16 protein-coding genes, 1 tRNA gene, 1 pseudogene and 1 riboswitch are annotated in these 19295 nt (G+C 69.3%); of the genes and pseudogenes, 12 read left to right on the forward strand and 6 right to left on the reverse strand.

What is annotated here, in order from left to right; genetic code table 11:
* Positions 1–54: 54 nt before the first annotated feature.
* The 6 genes from AC31A1_RS25105 (at position 55) to AC31A1_RS25130 (ending at position 5952) form a co-directional block, all read left to right on the forward strand.
* A complete protein-coding gene (locus tag AC31A1_RS25105) occupies positions 55–1041 on the forward strand; it encodes a transglycosylase family protein (RefSeq protein ID WP_489655487.1) in 987 nt (328 codons plus the stop codon).
* A gap of 193 nt (positions 1042–1234) precedes the next feature.
* Positions 1235–1417: riboswitch (cyclic di-AMP (ydaO/yuaA leader) on the forward strand.
* A 9-nt stretch (positions 1418–1426) separates the two neighbouring features.
* Entirely contained in the window at positions 1427–2122 is a 696-nt protein-coding gene (locus tag AC31A1_RS25110; protein ID WP_489655488.1) for a transglycosylase family protein, read from the forward strand.
* A gap of 330 nt (positions 2123–2452) precedes the next feature.
* On the forward strand, positions 2453–3739 hold the full coding sequence (eno, locus tag AC31A1_RS25115) for a phosphopyruvate hydratase (RefSeq protein WP_489655489.1): 1287 nt from the start codon (positions 2453–2455) through the stop codon (positions 3737–3739).
* A 115-nt stretch (positions 3740–3854) separates the two neighbouring features.
* Entirely contained in the window at positions 3855–4331 is a 477-nt protein-coding gene (locus tag AC31A1_RS25120; protein ID WP_393751966.1) for an FtsB family cell division protein, read from the forward strand.
* Positions 4332–4387: 56 nt separating this feature from the next.
* Positions 4388–5002 carry a DUF501 domain-containing protein gene (locus tag AC31A1_RS25125; RefSeq protein WP_489655490.1) on the forward strand — a complete coding sequence of 205 codons (615 nt, stop codon included), beginning with the start codon at positions 4388–4390 and terminating at the stop codon, positions 5000–5002.
* Complete coding sequence (locus AC31A1_RS25130) at positions 4999–5952, forward strand: Ppx/GppA phosphatase family protein (RefSeq protein ID WP_489655491.1); 954 nt, start codon at positions 4999–5001, stop codon at positions 5950–5952. Before AC31A1_RS25125 ends, AC31A1_RS25130 begins: the two co-directional genes overlap by 4 nt.
* Positions 5953–6032: 80 nt before the next feature.
* Here AC31A1_RS25130 and AC31A1_RS25135 read toward each other — a convergent pair whose 3' ends face one another.
* Positions 6033–7034, reverse strand: a complete 1002-nt coding sequence (locus AC31A1_RS25135; RefSeq protein ID WP_489655492.1) for a zinc-binding dehydrogenase — start codon at positions 7032–7034, stop codon at positions 6033–6035.
* A gap of 99 nt (positions 7035–7133) precedes the next feature.
* Positions 7134–7877, reverse strand: a complete 744-nt coding sequence (locus AC31A1_RS25140; protein WP_489655493.1) for a class I SAM-dependent methyltransferase — start codon at positions 7875–7877, stop codon at positions 7134–7136.
* Positions 7878–8364: 487 nt separating this feature from the next.
* On the opposite strand from AC31A1_RS25140, the gene AC31A1_RS25145 reads away from it, so the two are divergent.
* Both AC31A1_RS25145 and AC31A1_RS25150 read left to right on the forward strand, forming a co-directional pair.
* Positions 8365–9750: an NAD(P)/FAD-dependent oxidoreductase gene (locus tag AC31A1_RS25145; RefSeq protein WP_405840779.1), complete on the forward strand. Its 1386-nt coding sequence runs from the start codon at positions 8365–8367 to the stop codon at positions 9748–9750.
* Positions 9751–9983: 233 nt separating this feature from the next.
* On the forward strand, positions 9984–11276 hold the full coding sequence (locus AC31A1_RS25150; protein WP_489655494.1) for a class I SAM-dependent methyltransferase: 1293 nt from the start codon (positions 9984–9986) through the stop codon (positions 11274–11276).
* A 55-nt stretch (positions 11277–11331) separates the two neighbouring features.
* Here AC31A1_RS25150 and AC31A1_RS25155 read toward each other — a convergent pair whose 3' ends face one another.
* On the reverse strand, positions 11332–13860 hold the full coding sequence (locus AC31A1_RS25155) for an ABC transporter permease (protein ID WP_489655495.1): 2529 nt from the start codon (positions 13858–13860) through the stop codon (positions 11332–11334).
* Positions 13861–14236: 376 nt separating this feature from the next.
* A complete protein-coding gene (locus tag AC31A1_RS25160; RefSeq protein ID WP_489655496.1) occupies positions 14237–15007 on the reverse strand; it encodes an ABC transporter ATP-binding protein in 771 nt (256 codons plus the stop codon).
* Between the two features lie 426 nt (positions 15008–15433).
* On the opposite strand from AC31A1_RS25160, the gene AC31A1_RS25165 reads away from it, so the two are divergent.
* The 3 genes from AC31A1_RS25165 (at position 15434) to AC31A1_RS25175 (ending at position 17996) form a co-directional block, all read left to right on the forward strand.
* Positions 15434–15520 (forward strand) — tRNA-Leu (locus AC31A1_RS25165).
* Between the two features lie 220 nt (positions 15521–15740).
* Positions 15741–16937, forward strand: coding sequence for a 4-hydroxybenzoate 3-monooxygenase (locus AC31A1_RS25170; RefSeq protein ID WP_489655497.1), 1197 nt, complete (start codon positions 15741–15743; stop codon positions 16935–16937).
* A gap of 171 nt (positions 16938–17108) precedes the next feature.
* Positions 17109–17996 carry a Bax inhibitor-1/YccA family protein gene (locus AC31A1_RS25175; protein ID WP_393751946.1) on the forward strand — a complete coding sequence of 296 codons (888 nt, stop codon included), beginning with the start codon at positions 17109–17111 and terminating at the stop codon, positions 17994–17996.
* A gap of 111 nt (positions 17997–18107) precedes the next feature.
* Here AC31A1_RS25175 and AC31A1_RS25180 read toward each other — a convergent pair whose 3' ends face one another.
* Positions 18108–18338, reverse strand: a complete 231-nt coding sequence (locus AC31A1_RS25180; protein ID WP_026178224.1) for a DUF4287 domain-containing protein — start codon at positions 18336–18338, stop codon at positions 18108–18110.
* A gap of 132 nt (positions 18339–18470) precedes the next feature.
* Here AC31A1_RS25180 and AC31A1_RS25185 point away from each other — a divergent pair, with 132 nt between their 5' ends.
* Positions 18471–18752, forward strand: a complete 282-nt coding sequence (locus tag AC31A1_RS25185) for a hypothetical protein (RefSeq protein ID WP_489655498.1) — start codon at positions 18471–18473, stop codon at positions 18750–18752.
* Between the two features lie 209 nt (positions 18753–18961).
* Here the strand turns inward: AC31A1_RS25185 and AC31A1_RS25190 are convergent.
* Positions 18962–19295: pseudogene (locus tag AC31A1_RS25190) on the reverse strand (hypothetical protein); the annotation flags it as partial.

The raw sequence follows: 19295 nt of genomic DNA on the forward strand, positions 1-19295 counted from the left end.
ATGCGGAGGCCTTCCGCCGCGCGGTCCCCCCGCTGTCACGCGAAAGGCCTCCGCATGCTCTCCGGGAACGGTCGTCACCGTCGCCCCCGTCAGGCTCCGGCTCTCCTCGTCGCGGCCGGGGTGACCGGCTCCGCCATCGCCATCCCCCTCCTCGGGGCCGCCTCCGCGAACGCCGCCGACGGCACCACCTGGGACAGGGTGGCCAACTGCGAGAGCGGCGGCTCCTGGAGCATGAACGACGGCAACGGCTACTACGGCGGCCTGCAGATGACCCAGGACGAATGGGAGAAGTACGGCGGCCTCGCCTACGCCCCGAGCGCCGACCTGGCCAGCCGCTCCCAGCAGATAGCCGTCGCCGAGAAGGTCCTCGACGACAAGGGCACCTCCGCGTGGACCACCTGCGCGCTGCTCTCCGGTCTCACCACGACCTCGGGTTCGACGAACGTCGACACCGGCCTCGCGAGTGACTCCCCGTCGGCCGGCCCGACCGACTCCTCCGGTTCCGATTCCTCGGACTCGTCCGACTCGTCCGCTTCCTCCGGGTTGTCCGACTCCGGCACCACGGACTCGACTTCGTCCGACGCGTCCGGTGACTCCGGCAGTGACTCCTCGGCCAGCCCCTCGCCCACCGCGACGGACAACTCCGCCAAGTCCGACAAGTCCACCACCCCTTCGACCGGCAACGGCTCGGTCGCCGCCTCCCCCAAAATCGACGAATCGGACAACTCGGCCCAGGCGGTGGGCAAGTGGAGCCTCGTCGACACGGGCGCGCTCGACGATTCCGACGACCAGCAGGGCGGGCAGCAGGCCAGTCAGCAGACCGTCGGCAAGCATCGCGGGGCCAGTGCCGAGGAAAGCGTGTCGCCGCAGACCTACACCGTCCGCGCCGGCGACTCCCTCGCGTCCATCGCCGACTCCCTTGGCTACGACGGCGGATGGCGTGCGCTCTACGCCGAGAACAAAAAGGTGATAGGCGCCGATCCGACCCAGATCGCCGCCGGTCAGACCTTGGACGTCGGTACGGAAGCGGACGAAAAGTAGCAAGCGAGCGGCGGGAGTTCACGTCATGCTTCGAGCCGAATGTCCGGTTTGATCAAAGTGTGGGATGAGTCTCAGAAGCCCTGATCGTCTTTGAAATTCCGCCGATTCCCTGTCTACGGTCGAGGCCGCTCGTCACCACGAGCCCCGGTTGCCGCACACGCCGAGTCCTGCCAGCGGCCTCCGGGAACAGTCGTCGCGTCAAGCGCCGTAGGCAGGAGCGGGGGACCCAAGGTAAGCGCCGGGCCCGGGAGTCGAGAGACGACCGGAACCGGCTTGGGGTTAAGTCGCGCCTCGTACGAGACGTACGAGTCGCGGCCGGGCAACTCACACGGCCCGAACCCGACAGCTCACCTCGCAGGCGTCGGTGAGGGGATTGGGATTTTCCATGCTGTTTTCCAGCAAGGGCAAGCACCGCCGTCCGTCCAAGGCCACCCGCGTCGCCACGCTCGCCGGCGTCACCGGTGTCGCGATCGCCGCCCCGCTCATGGCGACCGGCAGCGCCTCCGCCGCCACCGCGTCCGAGTGGGACACGGTCGCCAGCTGCGAGTCCGGCGGCAACTGGTCCATCAACACCGGTAACGGCTACTACGGCGGCCTGCAGTTCTCCGCCTCGACGTGGGCCGCGTACGGCGGCACCGCCTACGCCTCCACCGCGAACCAGGCCTCCAAGTCCCAGCAGATAGCCGTAGCCGAGAAGGTTCTCGCCGCCCAGGGCAAGGGCGCCTGGCCCACCTGTGGCACCGGCCTGTCGAGCGCCTCCTACTCCGGCGGCGGCTCCAGCTCGTCGAGCGGCTCGAACAGCTCCAGCTCCTCCAAGAGCACCACCGAGCGCTCCACGAGCGACACCACCGCCTCCCGCTCCGCCGAGCGCCCGGCCGCCAAGAAGACCGTCTCCACCCCGACCGGCAAGAAGGTCAAGAAGGGTGACGGCGAGTACAAGGTCGTCAAGGGCGACACCCTCAGCTCCATCGCCGAGAAGCACAAGGTGAAGGGCGGCTGGCAGCAGTTGTTCAAGCTGAACAAGAGCATCATCGACGACGCCGACTTCATCTACCCGGGTCAGCAGCTCCACCTGAAGTGACATACAGGGCTCTCAGCTGAACCACAGCGCCCTCACATCCGTGGACTCCACCATGGAGACCTCGTGAGGGTCACCCCCGTCCCCCACGGGCTCCCCGCTCCGGTGCGTGTTCCCCCGTACGCACCGGGGCGGGGCTTTTTTGTTCCCGGTCCGCCGCCCCCGCCCCCATGCCTGCCGCTTGCCGGGACTTTTTGTTCCGTTCGGAAACAATTTACTCTCGGTTCTGTCCATCAGGCGGCCGACCGGATGGCCAATCGCCCCGGGCCGGTTAGGCTCGTCTCGCAGAGCCGCTGCGGTGTTGCCGTAGCCGCGTCAGATCCCAAGAAGGAGATGCTCGTGCCGTCCATCGACGTCGTCGTAGCCCGGGAAATCCTGGACTCCCGAGGCAACCCCACGGTCGAGGTCGAGGTCGGCCTCGACGACGGCAGCACGGGTCGTGCCGCCGTTCCGTCCGGCGCCTCCACGGGTGCCTTCGAAGCCATCGAGCTGCGTGACGGTGACCCCAACCGCTACGGCGGCAAGGGTGTCGAGAAGGCCGTCCTCGCCGTCATCGAGCAGATCGGCCCGGAGCTCGTCGGCTACGACGCCACCGAGCAGCGCCTGATCGACCAGGCGATGTTCGACCTGGACGCCACCGACAACAAGGGCTCGCTCGGCGCCAACGCCATCCTCGGCGTCTCCCTCGCCGTCGCGCACGCCGCGTCCGAGGCCAGCGACCTCCCCCTCTTCCGCTACCTCGGCGGTCCGAACGCGCACCTGCTGCCCGTTCCGATGATGAACATCCTGAACGGCGGCTCGCACGCCGACTCGAACGTGGACATCCAGGAGTTCATGATCGCCCCGATCGGCGCGGAGTCCTTCTCCGAGGCGCTGCGCTGGGGCGCCGAGGTCTACCACACCCTCAAGAAGGTGCTGAAGACCAAGGGCCTGTCCACCGGCCTCGGCGACGAGGGCGGCTTCGCCCCGAACCTGGAGTCCAACCGCGCCGCCCTCGACCTCATCATCGAGGCCATCAAGCAGGCCGGTTACATCCCCGGCGAGCAGATCGGGCTCGCGCTCGACGTCGCCGCGTCCGAGTTCTACAAGGACGGCAAGTACGAGTTCGAGGGCAAGTCCCGCTCGGCCGCCGAGATGACCGAGTACTACGAGGAGCTCGTCTCCGCGTACCCGCTCGTCTCCATCGAGGACCCGCTGTACGAGGACGACTGGGCCGGCTGGAAGGTCATCACCGACAAGATCGGCGACAAGGTCCAGATCGTCGGCGACGACCTCTTCGTCACCAACCCCGAGCGCCTCGCCCGCGGCATCGAGGAGGGCACCGCCAACGCCCTGCTCGTCAAGGTGAACCAGATCGGCTCGCTGACCGAGACCCTGGACGCCGTCGAGATGGCCCAGCGCAACGGCTTCAAGTGCATGATGTCCCACCGCTCCGGCGAGACCGAGGACACCACCATCGCCGACCTCGCCGTCGCGGTGAACTGCGGCCAGATCAAGACCGGCGCCCCGGCCCGCTCGGACCGCGTCGCCAAGTACAACCAGCTGCTCCGCATCGAGGAGATCCTCGACGACGCGGCGGAGTACGCGGGCCGCAGCGCCTTCCCGCGCTTCAAGGGCTGAGACCAGTAACGGCTGACCCCACCGGGGTCAATCCTTAGCCAGTCGTACGTACGTCCCCGCACCCGGTCCCGTACCGTGTGCGGGGACGTACGCACGTGTGAAGGGGAGGCGGGACATGGCCGTGAAGGACCGGGACCGGTTCTCCACCGCGACCAGGCTCAAGCTGCTCGGCGAGCAGACGGCGGCCCGTGTCTACCGCTCCCAGACCAAGCGGCAGGCCCGCCGCTCCCGGCTCACCGGCCGGGCTGCCCTCCTCGCCCTGGTGCTGTGCTCGCTGATCGTGGCGCTGGCGTACCCGATAAGGCAGTACGTCTCCCAGCGCGCCGAGATCTCCGATCTCCAGCGGCAGCAGGAGCAGGCGCGGCAGCGCGTCGAGCAGCTCCGCGACCTCAAGGCACGCTGGCAGGACGACTCGTACGCGGAGCAGCAGATCCGGCAGCGGCTGCACTACGTGATGCCCGGGGAGACGGGCTACATCGTGATCGACCCGGACGCGGCCAAGCAGTCGCGCGCGGAACTGGGGGCGGCCGACCGCCCGTGGTACGCGAACGTCTGGGACGGCGTGGACAAGTCCGACGCCTCCGACCGGTGACTGAACTGCCCAGTCGCTGGACCGAATTGAACTGACAGAGAGACTTTCGTACAGGCATGGAAACGCCCCCGCCGCCCACCCCGCGCACCGAGCCCACCGTCGCGGACGTCGAGGCCTTCAAGCAGCAGCTCGGGCGTCCGCCGCGCGGGCTGCGCGCGATCGCACACCGTTGCCCGTGCGGACAGCCGGACGTGGTGGAGACGGCCCCGCGCCTCCCCGACGGCACCCCCTTCCCGACGACGTACTACCTCACGTGCCCGCGCGCCGCCTCGGCGATCGGCACCCTTGAGGCGAACGGCGTCATGAAGGAGATGACGGAGCGGCTGGGGACGGACCCGGAACTCGCCGCCGCGTACCGCGCCGCACACGAGGACTACATCGCGCGCCGCGACGCCATCGAGGTCCTGGAGGGCTTCCCGAGCGCGGGCGGCATGCCGGACCGCGTGAAGTGCCTGCACGTCCTGGTGGGCCACTCCCTGGCCGCGGGCCCGGGCGTCAACCCGCTCGGCGACGAGGCGATCGCGATGCTGCCGGAGTGGTGGGCCAAGGGGCCGTGCGTGAGCCTGCCCGGGGTGCCGCCGACCGGCGAGGGCCGGCAGACGGAGACGAGCGAGGACGGCACGGGCTACTTCGCCTACAAGCCCGTCGAGGCGAAGGAGGACGACCAGTGACCCGTGTCGCCGCCGTCGACTGCGGTACGAACTCGATCCGCCTCCTCGTCGCCGACGTGACCCCGGAGACCGGTGAACTCGTCGACCTGGACCGGCGGATGACGATCGTGCGGCTCGGCCAGGGCGTGGACAAGACCGGGCGCCTGGCCCCCGAGGCGCTGGAGCGCACGTTCGCGGCCTGCCGCGACTACGCGGCGATCATCAAGGAACTCGGCGCCGAACGCCTCCGCTTCGTGGCCACGTCGGCCTCCCGCGACGCCTCGAACCGCGACGACTTCGTCCGCGGGGTCCTGGACATCCTCGGCGTGGAGCCGGAGGTGATCACGGGCGACGAGGAGGCGGAACTCTCCTTCACCGGCGCGACGAAGGAACTGACCGGCCGCGACGACCTGGCCAAGCCCTACCTGGTGGTGGACATCGGCGGCGGCTCGACGGAGTTCGTGGTCGGCGACGACGCCGTCAGCGCCGCCCGCTCCGTGGACATCGGCTGCGTCCGCATGACCGAGCGCCACCTGGTCCGCGACGGCAAGGTCACCGACCCGCCCACCCCGGACCAGATCACGGCGATGCGCGCCGACATCGAGGCCGCCCTCGACCTCGCCGAACAGACGGTCCCCCTCCGCGAGGCCCGCACCCTGGTCGGCCTGGCCGGCTCGGTCACCACGGTCTCGGCGATCGCCCAGAACCTCCCCGAGTACGACACCGAGGCCATCCACCACTCCCGCGTCTCCTACGACCGCGTCCGCGAGATCACGGAGTCCCTCCTCCGCTCCACCCACGCCGAACGCGCCGCCATCCCCTCCATGCACCCGGGCCGCGTCGACGTCATCGGCGCGGGCGCCCTCGTACTCCTCTCGATCATGGAGCGCGTCGGGGCGAGCGAGGTCGTGGTGAGCGAACACGACATCCTGGACGGGATCGCTTTCTCCACGGCGGCCGAGTCGCGATAAGCGGCGATTCTCGACGGCATCGCCTTCAAGGTCGCGGAGGAGTCTCCGAGGGCGGCAGGCAGTAGCGAGCCGGACAGGCGCTAGTGCCGGACCCGGACCACCAGCTTCCCTGCGGCCCGGTCGTGCTCCATGTCCTCGTGGGCCTGCGGTACTTGCTCCAGCCCGTCGTACACCCGGTCGACGGGGAAGGCGAGTTGGCCGGCGGCGACCGCGTCGAGGATCTCCTGGAAGACCGCCGGGGACAGGTCTGACGCGTCGCCGAAGTAGCCCGCCAGGCGGACTCCCCTCGGCAGGTACTCGTTCGGGGAGAAGTCCCGCACCGTCCACTGGTTGGAGAGGCTGCCGCCGAAGCAGGCCGTGCCGTGGACGCGTACCGCGCGCAGGGTGTCGGGGAGGGTCGGGGTGCCGACGAGATCGAGGGCGGCGTCGACGCCGTCCGGGTACAACTCCCTTACCGCGGGTGCCACTTCGCCGGTGTCGAGGAGGGGGTGGTCGACGCCCCGCTCCTTCAGCAGAGCCAGGCGATCGGGGCGGCGAGTCGTGGACAGCACCGTCGCTCCGCGCCACGTCGCCAGCGCCGCTGCCGCCAGCCCCACCGAGGACGTGCCGCCCCGGATCAGCACGGTCTGGCCGGGCCGCAGGTCCAGGCCGACGGTGAGGGAGCCGTAGGCGGTCTGCACCATCTCCGGGAGGGCGCCCAGCACGTCCCAGGGCAACTCGGTGTCGACGGGGATGACTTGGGACAGCGGCACCGACGTGTACTCGGCGTAGCCGCCGTCGTAGGTGCGGCCCATGTCGCCCATCATCGCGACGACCTTCCGCCCGGGAGTCAGTCCACTGCCGGCCGGGGCCGTGTCGACCGTGCCGGTGGCCTCGATGCCCGGCACCCGGGGAAAGCTGACACCCTCGCTCACCCCGAGCCGCAGCTTCAGCTCCGACCGGTTGAGCCCGAACGCCTCGACGCGGATACGCACCCAGCCGTCCCGCTCGGGCGGCAGCGGGAGCGTGGTCAGCCGCAGGTTCTCCACAGGACCGGGGGCGGAGAGCTGGACGGCGCGCATGGTGGTCGGCGAGGAGGTCATGGGGCTGCCAACGTGCGGCCGTCGCGCCCTCATTCCCGAATCTCCGACTCGCCCTGGATTTACGGCCGTTGGCGTAGGCGTGCACCTGGCCTCCGTAGGTCAGAAGTCCGCCACCAGGAGCCGGTAGCCGACGTCGACGGTGTCGCGTGCCAGCAGGTCGGCGTACCGGGTGTGCCAGCGGCCGGTCGCGAGGTCGTCCCGGAGCATCGCCAGGCCGGGGGCGAGGGCGTCCTCCCCGGTCTGGGCGAGCATCGAGATGCCGGCGCGCACCTGGGGGTCGAGATAGGCGTGCGGGCGGCGCCAGTACGCCGCGCCGAACCCGTCCGCGCAGTCGTGCGGGACCGGGACGGTCTCCATCCGCGCCCCGCCGAGCAGCGCGGCCAGCCGTTCGGTGGGGACGGCGCGGGTGTCGTCGTAGGCGGCGGCCTGGGGGAGGTAGTCGCGCACGAGCCAGAACCGCTCGCGGAAGACCCGCTGGTCCCAGGTCAGGACGAGGACACGGCGGCGGGCGACCCGGCGGAGCTCCGCGAGGCCGGCCGCGAGGTCGCTCCAGTGGTGGACGGTCAGCAGGGCCATGACGGCGTCCGCGGCGCCGTCGCGCAGCGGGAGGCGTTCGGCGACCGCGCACGCCGCGGGCGCGGAACCGGGCGGGCGCTGGGCGAGCATGGTCCGGCTGGGTTCTACGGCCAGAAGCGTGTGCGGTGGCTCGTAGGAGCCGGTGCCCGCGCCCACGTTGATCACGTCCGTGGCGTCCCTGAGCGCGGTGTGGATCCGGGCGGCGATGCGGGTGTCCGGGCGCCGGGTCGTGGCGTACGTCGTGCCGAGCGTGTCGTAGACCGCCATGCTTCTCAGTATGGGGAGAAGCGGCTGTGCCGGACCCTTGCGACCCCGGATTATTACTCGCCGGTATTAAACTCCTGAGCAGCCCATATAACGTATGAGCGGTTGCGGGGGCGCTCGCGGACCCCCTCCGGAACACGTCCGCAAGAAAGTTCGTGAAGTTCTTCACAAGGAATTCTGTCCTGTTGGACGACGAGACTGCCCCGGTTGGCCCTTCCGGGGTCCGGGCAGGCCTGGGAGCGTGTTCGGCGGGGTGGTGCGGGAGTGATTCGGGGGAGTTTCGGGAGGGTGTCGTGGAGGTGTGGTCCAGGGGAGCCGAAGGGGTAGAGCGGCAGCTCACGCGGCCTTGACAACGGGGCGAACCGACCCGTGGTTCCCCGCCTCCGGAGTGACCTGGATCATGCGAGTCGCGGAGGATAACACACCCCCCGCCCAAGCTTGTGAAGGGGCGCACGAGCGACCCCCCTGAGGCAGGTGGATACTCGATGCCATGAGCACCACGGAGCGTCCCAGGATCCTCGTAGTAGGCGGTGGGTACGTAGGCCTGTACGCAGCTCGGCGCATTCTCAAGAAGATGCGCTACGGCGAGGCGACCGTCACGGTCGTCGACCCCCGGTCGTACATGACCTACCAGCCCTTCCTCCCCGAAGCCGCCGCCGGCAGCATCTCCCCTCGGCACGTCGTCGTCCCGTTGCGACGCGTGCTGCCGAAGGCGGAGGTCCTCACCGGCCGGGTCACCACCATCGACCAGGACCGCAAGGTCGCCACGATCGCCCCCCTCGTGGGCGAGGCGTACGAGCTGCCTTTCGACTACCTCGTCATCGCGATGGGCGCGGTCTCCCGCACCTTCCCGATCCCCGGCCTCGCCGAGCAGGGCATCGGCATGAAGGGCATCGAGGAGTCCATCGGTCTGCGCAACCACGTCCTTGAGCAGCTCGACAAGGCCGACTCCACCACCGACGAGGAGATCCGCCGCAAGGCGCTCACCTTCGTCTTCGTCGGCGGCGGTTTCGCCGGTGCGGAGACCATCGGTGAGGTCGAGGACATGGCCCGGGACGCGGCCAAGTACTACACCAACGTCTCCCGCGAGGACATGCGCTTCGTCCTCGTCGACGCCGCCGACAAGATCCTCCCGGAGGTCGGCCCCAAGCTCGGCCTCTACGGCAAGGAGCACCTGGAGAGCCGCGGGATCGAGATCTACCTCTCGACCTCGATGGACTCCTGCGTCGACGGCCACGTCGTGCTGAAGAACGGCCTTGAGGTCGACTCCAACACGATCGTGTGGACGGCCGGCGTCAAGCCGAACCCCGTTCTCTCCCGCTTCGGCCTCCCGCTCGGCCCGCGCGGCCACGTCGACGCCCAGCCGACCCTCCAGGTCACCGGCACCGACTACGTCTGGGCCGCCGGCGACAACGCCCAGGTGCCCGACATCGCCTCCCGCAAGGCCGGCGTCGAGAACGCCTGGTGCCCGCCGAACGCCCAGCACGCGCTGCGCCAGGCGAAGGTCCTCGGCGACAACGTGATCTCCGGTATGCGGGGCTTCCCGCAGAAGGAGTACTCTCACGCCAACAAGGGTGCGGTCGCCGGTCTCGGCCTGCACAAGGGCGTCGCGATGATCGTCATGGGCAAGGTGAAGATCAAGGTCAAGGGCCGTCTCGCCTGGTACATGCACCGCGGCTACCACGGTCTGGCCATGCCGACCTGGAACCGCAAGATCCGCGTCTTCGCCGACTGGACGCTCGCGATGTTCCTCAAGCGCGAGGTCGTGTCGCTCGGTGCCATGGAGAACCCCCGCGAGGAGTTCTACGAGGCCGCCAAGCCGGCGCCGGCTCCGGCCGCCGCCGCGAAGACGGAGGAGAAGGCCAAGGCCTCCTGACCGCCTCCGGTCACCTCTGACGACGCGAGAAGCAGTAACCCCGAAGGGGCCGCCCGCCATCCGTGGTGCGGGCGGCCCCTTCGGCGTTCCCGCGCATATCCCACACACCTCCATACATGGCGGCTACACCTGTTTTGCCTACTCGTAACGCTCAAGCAGGACTGCGATCGGGCCTGGCCGGTGTTTACGTAGTGATGGACAATTCCGGGATCCGCGTCACGGAGGTGTGCGCCATGGCTGATGCCGCGCTGCGGCTCAAATCCCTCTTCGAACAGCTACTGGGAACCCCCATCCCGGTGCGCATCCGCGCCTGGGACGGTTCCGAGGCAGGGCCCCCCGATGCGCCGACCTTGGTCGTACGCAATCGCCGTGCCCTGCGCCGACTCCTGTGGAAGCCCGGCGAACTGGGCATGGCACGCGCCTGGGTCTCCGGCGACCTGGGCATCGAGGGCGACCTGTACGCCGCCCTCGACGCGATGTCCGAGCTGGTGTGGGAGCGCGGCGAGGACGCCCGCACCCTCACCCAGGCGCTGCGCGACCCCGAGGTGCGGTCCGCCGTACGCGGACTGGTGAAGCTCGCCGGGCTCCCGCTGCCGCCCGCCCCGCCCCCGGAGGAGGTCCGCCGCAGCCGGGCCCACCTCCACACCAAACGCACCGACAGACGTGCCATCAGCCACCACTACGACGTCGGCAACGACTTCTACGAGATCGTCCTCGGCCCCTCTATGGTCTACTCGTGCGCCTACTGGGAATCCCCGGACGGCACCCTGGAGGACGCCCAGCGCGACAAGCTCGAACTCATCTGCCGCAAGCTGGAGTTGACGCCGGGTCAGCGACTCCTCGACGTCGGCTGCGGCTGGGGTTCGATGGCGATCCACGCGGCCCGCGAGTACGGCGTGAGCGTGGTCGGCGTGACCCTCTCGCAGGAACAGGCGGCCTACGCCCGTAAGCGCGTCGCGGGCGAGGGGCTCACCGACAAGGTGGAGATCCGGGTGCAGGACTACCGGGACGTCACCGACGGGCCCTACGACGCCATCTCCTCCATCGGCATGGCCGAACACGTGGGCGCCGAGCGGTACTTGGAGTACGCGGGGGTCCTCCACTCGCTGCTCAAGCCCGGCGGGCGGCTCCTGAACCACCAGATCGCCCGCCGCCCGCACCGCGACGAATCCTCGTACAGCATCGACGAGTTCATCGACTCCTACGTCTTCCCCGACGGCGAACTCGCCCCGATCGGCACCACCGTGACCCAGTTGGAGCGCGCCGGCCTTGAGGTGCGCGACGTCGAGGTCATCCGCGAGCACTACGCGCTCACCCTGCGCCGCTGGGTCGCCAACCTGGAGGCCGAGTGGTCCCGCGCGGCCAAGCTCGCCGGGGCCGGCCGGGCCCGCGTCTGGCGCCTGTACATGGCGGCCTCCGCGCTCGCCTTCGAGCGCAACCGCATCGGCGTCAACCAGGTCCTGGCCGTCCGCACCCCCGACTCCGGGAACTCCGGGGTGCCGTTGCGCGCCCGCACCTGGAACTGACCACATGAGTTGGGGCCCCGTTCCGATCCGGAACGGGGCCCCAACTCATTTACTGCTACTCGGACTTGATGGCCGACAGCATGTTCAGCTTCGCCGCGCGCCGGGCCGGCCACAGCGCGGCCAGGACGCCGACCGTGCCCGCCAGGAGCAGGAAGAGCGCCATCCGGGCCCAGGGGACGACCAGTGCGTACGTCGCCATCTTCGCGCCGATCAGCTCACCGGCCGCCCAGCCGAAGAACACGCCGAGACCGATGCCGAGCACCCCGCCGAAGAGCGAGATGACCAGGGACTCCAGGCGGACCATCCGCTTGATGCCCTTGCGGTCGAGGCCTATCGCGCGCAGCATCCCGATCTCCTGCGAGCGCTCGAAGACCGACATGGCAAGGGTGTTGATGACACCGAGGACCGCGACGATCACCGCCATGGCGAGCAGGCCGTAGACCATGTTGAGGATCAGGGTGAAGACCTGCGCGATGCTGTCGGAGAGGTCCTTCTTGTCCTGGACCTTGACGGCCGGGTTGGAGCCGAGGGCCTTCTCCAGCCTGTCCTTCGTCGAACTCGACGCGCCGTCAGCCGTCTTGACGAGGATCTGCATGTCGGCCGGGTCGGTCTGGTGCGGGGCGAGCGTCGCGTTGTCGAGCATGATGCCCTGGATCAGCGCGTTGCCCTCGTAGACCGCGGAGACGGTGAGCTGCTGCGCCTTGCCGTCCTCGTAGTGCGTGGTGAAGGTCGAACCGGCCTTCCAGCCATGGGACTTGGCGGTGTCGTCGTCCACGACGACCTGCGTGCCGGCGACCTTGAAGGTGCCGCTGTCGACCTTGAGGTCGGTGAGCTTGCCGATGGCGGAGCCGTTGACGCCCGTCAGGAACTCGGACGTGCCGTCGATGCGCGAGGGGGCGTTGCGCAGCGGGCTGCTGGCGGTGATGCCGGAGGTGGTGGTGAGGGTCTTGTCGACGTCCGGGGAGAGCTGGTTGCCGTTCGCCATCGAGACGATGTAGTCGGCGCTGATCGCGGACGAGGCCATCTTGTCGATCGCCTGCTGGAGGCTGCCCGCCATCACCGTCATGCCGGTGATGAGCGTGAGGCCGATCATCAGCGCGGAGGCGGTGGCGGCCGTACGGCGCGGGTTGCGCACCGAGTTCTGGCGGGCCAGCTTGCCGGAGATCCCGAAGATCCGCAGGACCGGTGCCGAGGCCGCGATCAGCGGGCGGGACAGCAGCGGGGTCAGGATGAACACACCGATGATCAGCAGGACGGCTCCGAACCCCATGGGCGCCTGGCCGTCCGAACCGTTCATCGTCGTGGCCGCGATGACGACGGCGATGCCCGCGCCCGAGAACAGCGCGCCGAGCGTGTTGCGCAGCACCAGGGACTTGGTGGTGGCCGTCGCGTGCACGCTGCTCATCGCGGCGACCGGCGGGATCTTCGCGGCCCGGCGGCCGGGCAGCCAGGCGGCGAGCATGGTGATGAGGATGCCGACCGCGAGGGCGCTGAGCACCGTGTTCGAGGTGATGACCAGCGGGCCGTCCGGGACGGTCGCGCCGATCGTGCCCATCAGGGCGCGCAGCCCGGCGCCGATGCCGATACCGGCGAGCAGACCGGCCACCGCGGCGACCGCGCCGACCACGAACGCCTCAAGGAGCACCGACCTCGTGACCTGCCGGCGGGAGGCGCCGACCGCGCGCAACAGGGCCAGTTCCTTGGTGCGCTGGGCGACCAGCATGGTGAAGGTGTTGGCGATGATGAACGTGCCGACGAAGAGCGCGATGCCGGCGAAGACCAGCAGCCCCGACTTGAGCCCGCTCATCGAGGAGGCGATCGTCTCGGCCTGGTCGTCGGCGAGCTTCTTGGCGGTGGTGGTCTCGGTGAGGCCCTTCGGCAGGGCGCTGTCCAATTGCGTCTTCAGCGCGGCCTGACTGGTCCCGGCCGCGGCCTTCACATCGATCTCGTCGTACGTGCCCGCCTTGCCGAACAGCTTCTGCGCGGTCGCGGTGTCGAAGAGGGCGAGGCTGCCGCCGGCGGCGACGTTGCCGTCGTCGGTGGTGAAGATGCCGGTGATCTTCGGGGTCAGGACGGGGCCGTCGACGGAGATGCGCACGGTGTCGCCGACCTTGTACCCGGCGCGCTTCGCGGTCTCGGAGTCGATGGCGACCTCACCCGAACCATGCGGTGCGGCACCGGACTTGAGGGGATACCGGGCGTCCTTGCCACCCCAGTAATTCCCGCCCTCCGACTGGAAGCCGCCGCCGATGAGCTTGCCCTTCTTGTCGGCGATGGCGGTGAATCCGTTGACGACCCCGGTCGCGGACGCGGCCCCCGGCACCTTGGCGCTGGTGTCGAGCATGGCCTGGGTCAGCTCGGGCGTCTTGCCGACCGTGTCGCCCTTGTCGTCCTGGGACTTGGCCTGGACGGCCACGTCGACCTGGTCGAAGCCCTTGGCCGAGCTGTTCTGGAAGGCGTTCGAGATGGTGTTGGTGAAGACCAGGGTCCCCGACACGAACGCGACGCCGAGCATCACGGCGAGCACGGTCATGAGGAGCCGGGCCTTGTGCGCGAGTACGTTGCGCAAGGCGGTACGGAACATGGGTCTACTCAGTCCAGGTCTACGAGGGGTGAGCCGGGCGGCGGAGTCGGGTGCCTGGGCGGTGAAGTCGGGCCCTGGGCGGCGGAGTTGACGGCCTCGGCAGTGAGGTCGGGAGCCAGGGCTTTGAAATCGTGGCCGGGGCGGTGGAGTTGGGTGCTGGGGCTGCGAAGTCAGTTGCCCGGGCGGTGAGGTCGGGCTTCCCGGTGGTGAAGCCGGGTGCCGGGGTGGCGAAGTCGGGTCTGGGGCGGCGGAGTCGAAACCCCGACGGTGAGACCGGAGGCCAGAGGCCGGGGCGGCGAAGGCTGCTGTCCGGGCGGTGAACTCGACGGCCCCGGCGCCGAATTGACGGGCCGTCAGGCGATGCGACCGGAGCTGGTCAGCTGGTGCGGCCCTTCGCGTCGAACTGCTTCATGCGGTCGAGGACCGAGTCCGCCGTCGGCTCGTAGACCTCGTCGACGATGCGGCCGTCCGCGAGGAAGACCACCCGGTCCGCGTACGCCGCCGCCACCGGGTCGTGGGTCACCATGACCACCGTCTGCCCCAGCTCCCTTACGGAGTTGCGGAGGAAGCCCAGCACCTCCGCGCCGGAGCGCGAGTCGAGGTTTCCGGTCGGCTCGTCGCCGAAGATGATGTCGGGGCGGGAGGCCAACGCCCGCGCCACGGCGACGCGTTGCTGCTGGCCGCCGGAGAGCTCGGAGGGCCGGTGCTTCAGCCGGTCGGCGAGACCGATCATCGTGATCACCGAGTCCAGCCAATGCTTGTCCGGCTTGCGGCCCGCGATGTCCATCGGGAGCGTGATGTTCTCCAGGGCCGTCAGTGTCGGCAGCAGGTTGAACGCCTGGAAGATGAAACCGATCTTGTCCCGGCGCAACTTCGTGAGCTGCTTGTCCTTCAGGGAGCCCAGCTCGGTGTCACCGATGCGCACGGAACCGGACGAGAAGGTGTCCAGGCCGGCCACGCAGTGCATCAGCGTGGACTTGCCGGACCCCGAGGGGCCCATGATCGCGGTGAACTCGGCCTGCCGGAAGGCGATCGAGACCCGGTCGAGGGCGACCACCTGGGTCTCGCCCTGTCCGTAGATCTTGGAAAGATCCGTGGCACGCGCGGCCACGGAGGTGGTCCGGTCGGCGATGGGGGTGGTGGTCACGGAGGGTGCTCCTGTCGGGACGACGGTATTGCTGGATACGCCACCCATCCTCTCGGCCCCATCGCGCCGTGTAGTCAGCCGCTGTTCCGGTTCCGGGGGCAGCCTTCAGTCGGACTGCGCTCAGCGGTGTCATACCTGGGGATGAGGGCCACCCCCGAGACGCCCCCCGGGACGGCGCCTGGGCCCGCCGCTGTGAACGATCACGTCAAGAACCGGTGGAGCACCCTCGTTCGGGCGGTGAAATTCCGTCATTCCGCATACGAGGCCCCAGATCGCACGCAAGGCTGTTGGCAAGTGCTGATGGCGCATTCCGTGGTCTGATGCACCCTCAGGCGCCAATAAAATAAGACAACATCGGTCCGCCTGCCCGCTGTTGGGGACGCGCGTCCCGATAGGCTCGTGACCTCGATGCGGAGCCCACGGCCTGCCCGGATGGTGGAATGCAGACACGGCGAGCTTAAACCTCGCTGCCCCTTCGCGGGCGTGCCGGTTCAAGTCCGGCTCCGGGCACCATCGCAGTTACCGAGCGTGACTGGCGGTGACTGGTGGGTGCGGTGAGTCGCCGTAGCGCCCCTCGACAACCCTCGTCACCCCCTCCCTGACCGTTGACAGGTAACCCGTGCGGTCGGAGACTTGAGGCGTACTGGCAAGGTGAAGAGAATTTCACCAGACGAACATTGGCTGAGCCCAGACGAACATCAGCTGAGCGGCCCACGCCCGAAGGGAACGTCCGATGCGTACCACCGTCGGCATCATCGGAGCCGGCCCCGCCGGGCTCCTGCTCGCCCGGTTGCTGCACAACGCCGGGATCGACTCGGTCGTGCTGGAGAGCCGGGACCGGGAGTACGTCGAGCACCGGCAGCGGGCCGGGATCCTGGAGCAGGGCACGGTCGACGTGCTGCGGGCGGCCGGCGCCGGTGAGCGGATGGACCGGGAGGGGCTGCGGCACGACGGGATCGAGCTGCGGTTCGACCGGAAGCGGCACCGGGTGGACTTCCCGGCCCTCACCGGCGGCCGGAGCGTCACGGTCTACGCGCAGACCGAGGTGTGCAAGGACCTGATCGCCCTTCAACTCGCGGACGGCGGGCCGCTGTTGTTCGAGGCGGAGGCCTTGGAGGTGGAGGGCGCGGACACCGGCCGCCCCCGCGTCCGCTTCCGGCACCAGGGCCGCGAGGACGTCCTCGACTGCGACTACGTCGTCGGGTGCGACGGCTTCTGGGGCGTCGCCCGCAACGCGATCCCCGCCGAACTCACCCGCGTCTTCGAACGGTCGTACCCCTACGCCTGGCTCGGCATCCTCGCCGACGTCGCGCCCTCCCACGACGAGCTGGTCTACGCCCGCCACGAGCGCGGCTTCGCCCTCCTCTCGATGCGCTCCCCGTCCGTCTCCCGTCTCTACCTCCAGGTGGAGGAGGGCGCGGACGCCGAGAAGTGGAGCGACGACGACATCTGGGGCGAACTGGAGCGCCGGTTCGAGACGGACGACGACTGGCGGCTCGACCGCGGTCCCATCACCCAGAAGTCCGTCACCCCGATGCGTTCGTACGTCCACGAGCCCATGCGGTACGGGCGGCTCTTCCTCGCCGGCGACGCCGCGCACATCGTCCCGCCGACCGGGGCCAAAGGGCTCAACCTCGCAGTCGGCGACGTCGTCACCTTCGCGAGGGCACTGACGTACAAGAAGGAGACGGGAAGCGAGGAACGGCTCGACGCGTACTCCGCCACCTGTCTGCGGCGGGTGTGGCAGGCCGAGCGGTTCTCCTACGACATGACGAGCCTCCTGCACCGCGCGCCCGACGCGACGGCCTTCGAGGGGCGGCTCCAGCTGGCCCGGCTGGAGCGGATCGCGACCTCGCGGGCGGCCGAGACGGATCTTGCCGAGGCGTACACCGGGTTCCCTCTCGATGAACAGGCAGACGGGCGGGGATAAGGGGGCTCTAAGGGGGTCGTCACGGCTTGGTACCAGTGTTCGCACGGCGTGCGATCCACCGCGTACCGTGGCAGGACGAGGGGAAGATCCTCCCCAAGAGGTAGGGTCAATCCTTTGCCTACCTATTACTCTTGAGCCCAAGGCCGCGCGAGGCGGCCATGGAGGAGTGAAATGAGGAGCAGAAACCCGGTCTTCTCGCGACGGGGGTTCAGCCGCGACAACGGCTACGCGGGCTTCAACACCGCGCCGCAGGCCGGGGGCCCCGCCGTGGGGACGCAGGGCAACCCCTACGCGGGCGGTAACCCGTACGCGCAGAACCCGTACGCCCAGCAGGACCTTCAGCAGGGTGCACCGCCGCAGGCCCCGGCCACCACCGGCCGGATGACCATGGACGACGTGGTCCTGCGCACCGGCACCACCCTCGGCACGCTGATCGTGACGGCCGCCCTCGCCTGGGCGCTGCTCCCGGTCGACGACGCCAACATCAACCGTTCGTACGGCATCGGGATCGGCGCCGCGCTGATCGCGATGGTGCTGGCGTTCGTCCAGTCCTTCAAGCGCAAGCCCGTCCCGGCGCTGATCCTGTCGTACGCCGCACTGGAAGGCGTCTTCCTCGGCGTCGTCTCCAGCGTCGTCGACAACCGCATCGCGAGCGGCGCGGCCATGCAGGCCGTGATCGGCACGATGGCGGTCTTCGCCGGCGTCCTCATCGCGTACCGCGCGGGCTGGATCCGCGTGAACCGCCGGTTCTACGGCTTCGTGATGGCGGCCGCGCTCGGCTTCGTGCTGCTGATGGTCGTGAACCTGCTGTTCGCGGTGTTCGGCGGCGGTGACGGCCTCGGCTTCCGCAGCGGCCCGCTCGGCATCTTCTTCGGCGTCGTCGGCATCATCCTCGGCGCGTGCTTCCTCGCCCTCGACTTCAAACAGGTCGAGGACGGGATCGCCTACGGCGCGCCCAAGGAAGAGGCCTGGCTCGCGGCCTTCGGGCTCACGCTGACGCTGGTGTGGATCTACATGGAGTTCCTGCGGCTCATCTCGATCCTCAACAGCAACAACTAGCGGCGGTACGGCGGCAGGCAGCTCCGCCCGTTTGCGCGAAAGGGCCCCGGGTTCACTCCCGGGGCCCTTCGTCATGTCCGTGTCCGTGACGGGTCGGTCTGTGGTGCGCGCCTAGAGCAGTTTGCGCGCGGCCCTCCTCAGGTCGTACTCGTGAATGATCGCCTTGGCGTGGCCGTACGCGAGGTCGTGCTCGGCGCGGAGCCAGCTGACCTTCTCCTCGAAGCGGAAGAGGGCGGGGCCTTCGTCGACGGTGCGCAGCCAGTCGGACACTTCACGACCGGTGCAGTGGGGGATGCGGGCGAGCAGATTACGGTGGGTCTCCTGGGAGAACACTTGGGACATCGGCGCCTCCGGACGCATGGGGTGTAAGCCGGTCCTTCAAGTCACCGTGCCTGAGCGTTCGCCCGTTGGCAACAGTCCCGGTACGGCGCGTAGTCTCGCGGCGTGGTGGATACGACGCGGTTGACTCAAGCGGTGGATCACTTCGCGGACCGGCTCAGGGCTGCGCCGCAGAGTCGTTTGCAGAGGGGCGCTGCCGCGGAGGCGCTGGCGCTGGCCAGGGAAATGACCCGGCGAGCGCAGTTGGCGGAGGAGCCCGGGGTGGAGCCTCGGGAGATGCCTGACGCGGGGATGTTTGCTGCCGCCGACCAAATCACCGTTGCCGTGCATGACTTCGCGCTCGTGCTGGTGAATGACGCCGAAGTTGATGAGGCGTTGGGGTTGGTCGCGGAGGCGCAGAAGAGGGCGGGGGTCTGAGGTGCGTCGGCGGCTTGCGGTGCGTCGTGGCTGGTCGCGCCCGCGCGGCGGAGCCGCAAATTGACACAGCCCCGCGCCCCTAAAGACGTACGCTCGCCGTGTCTTTTCGGGGCCCGGGGAGTTGCGCGCCTGAAAAACGCAGGCCCGCCGTGTTCTTTTAGGGGCGCGGGGAACTGCGCGACCAGCCCCCACCGGCTCGCAGTCGACAATCAAAGTGACGCTATGACCCTGTCCGCCAGGATGTACACGTTCTCCTGGCCGCACGCGAAGGTCAGCGTGTAGGCGCCGGAGACGCCCGAGCCGCCCAGGAGGAACGGGGTCTCCCCGGCCCGGAGCGCTGCCGCGAGGCGTTCGGCGGTTTCGCGGTGGCCCGGGGTCATGCAGAGGGTGGTGCCGTCGGCGAAGACGTAGACGTCGAGGGTGCCCAGGGGGCCGGGGCGGACGTCGGCCAGTTCCACGGCGGACTCGGCGAGTTCCTCCAGCGTCGCCACCGTGCGTTCGTGGTCGTTCGCGACCGGTGACTGGGCCGGGACGAAGTCAGGG

This window comes from Streptomyces sp. P5F9, assembly GCF_057961495.1.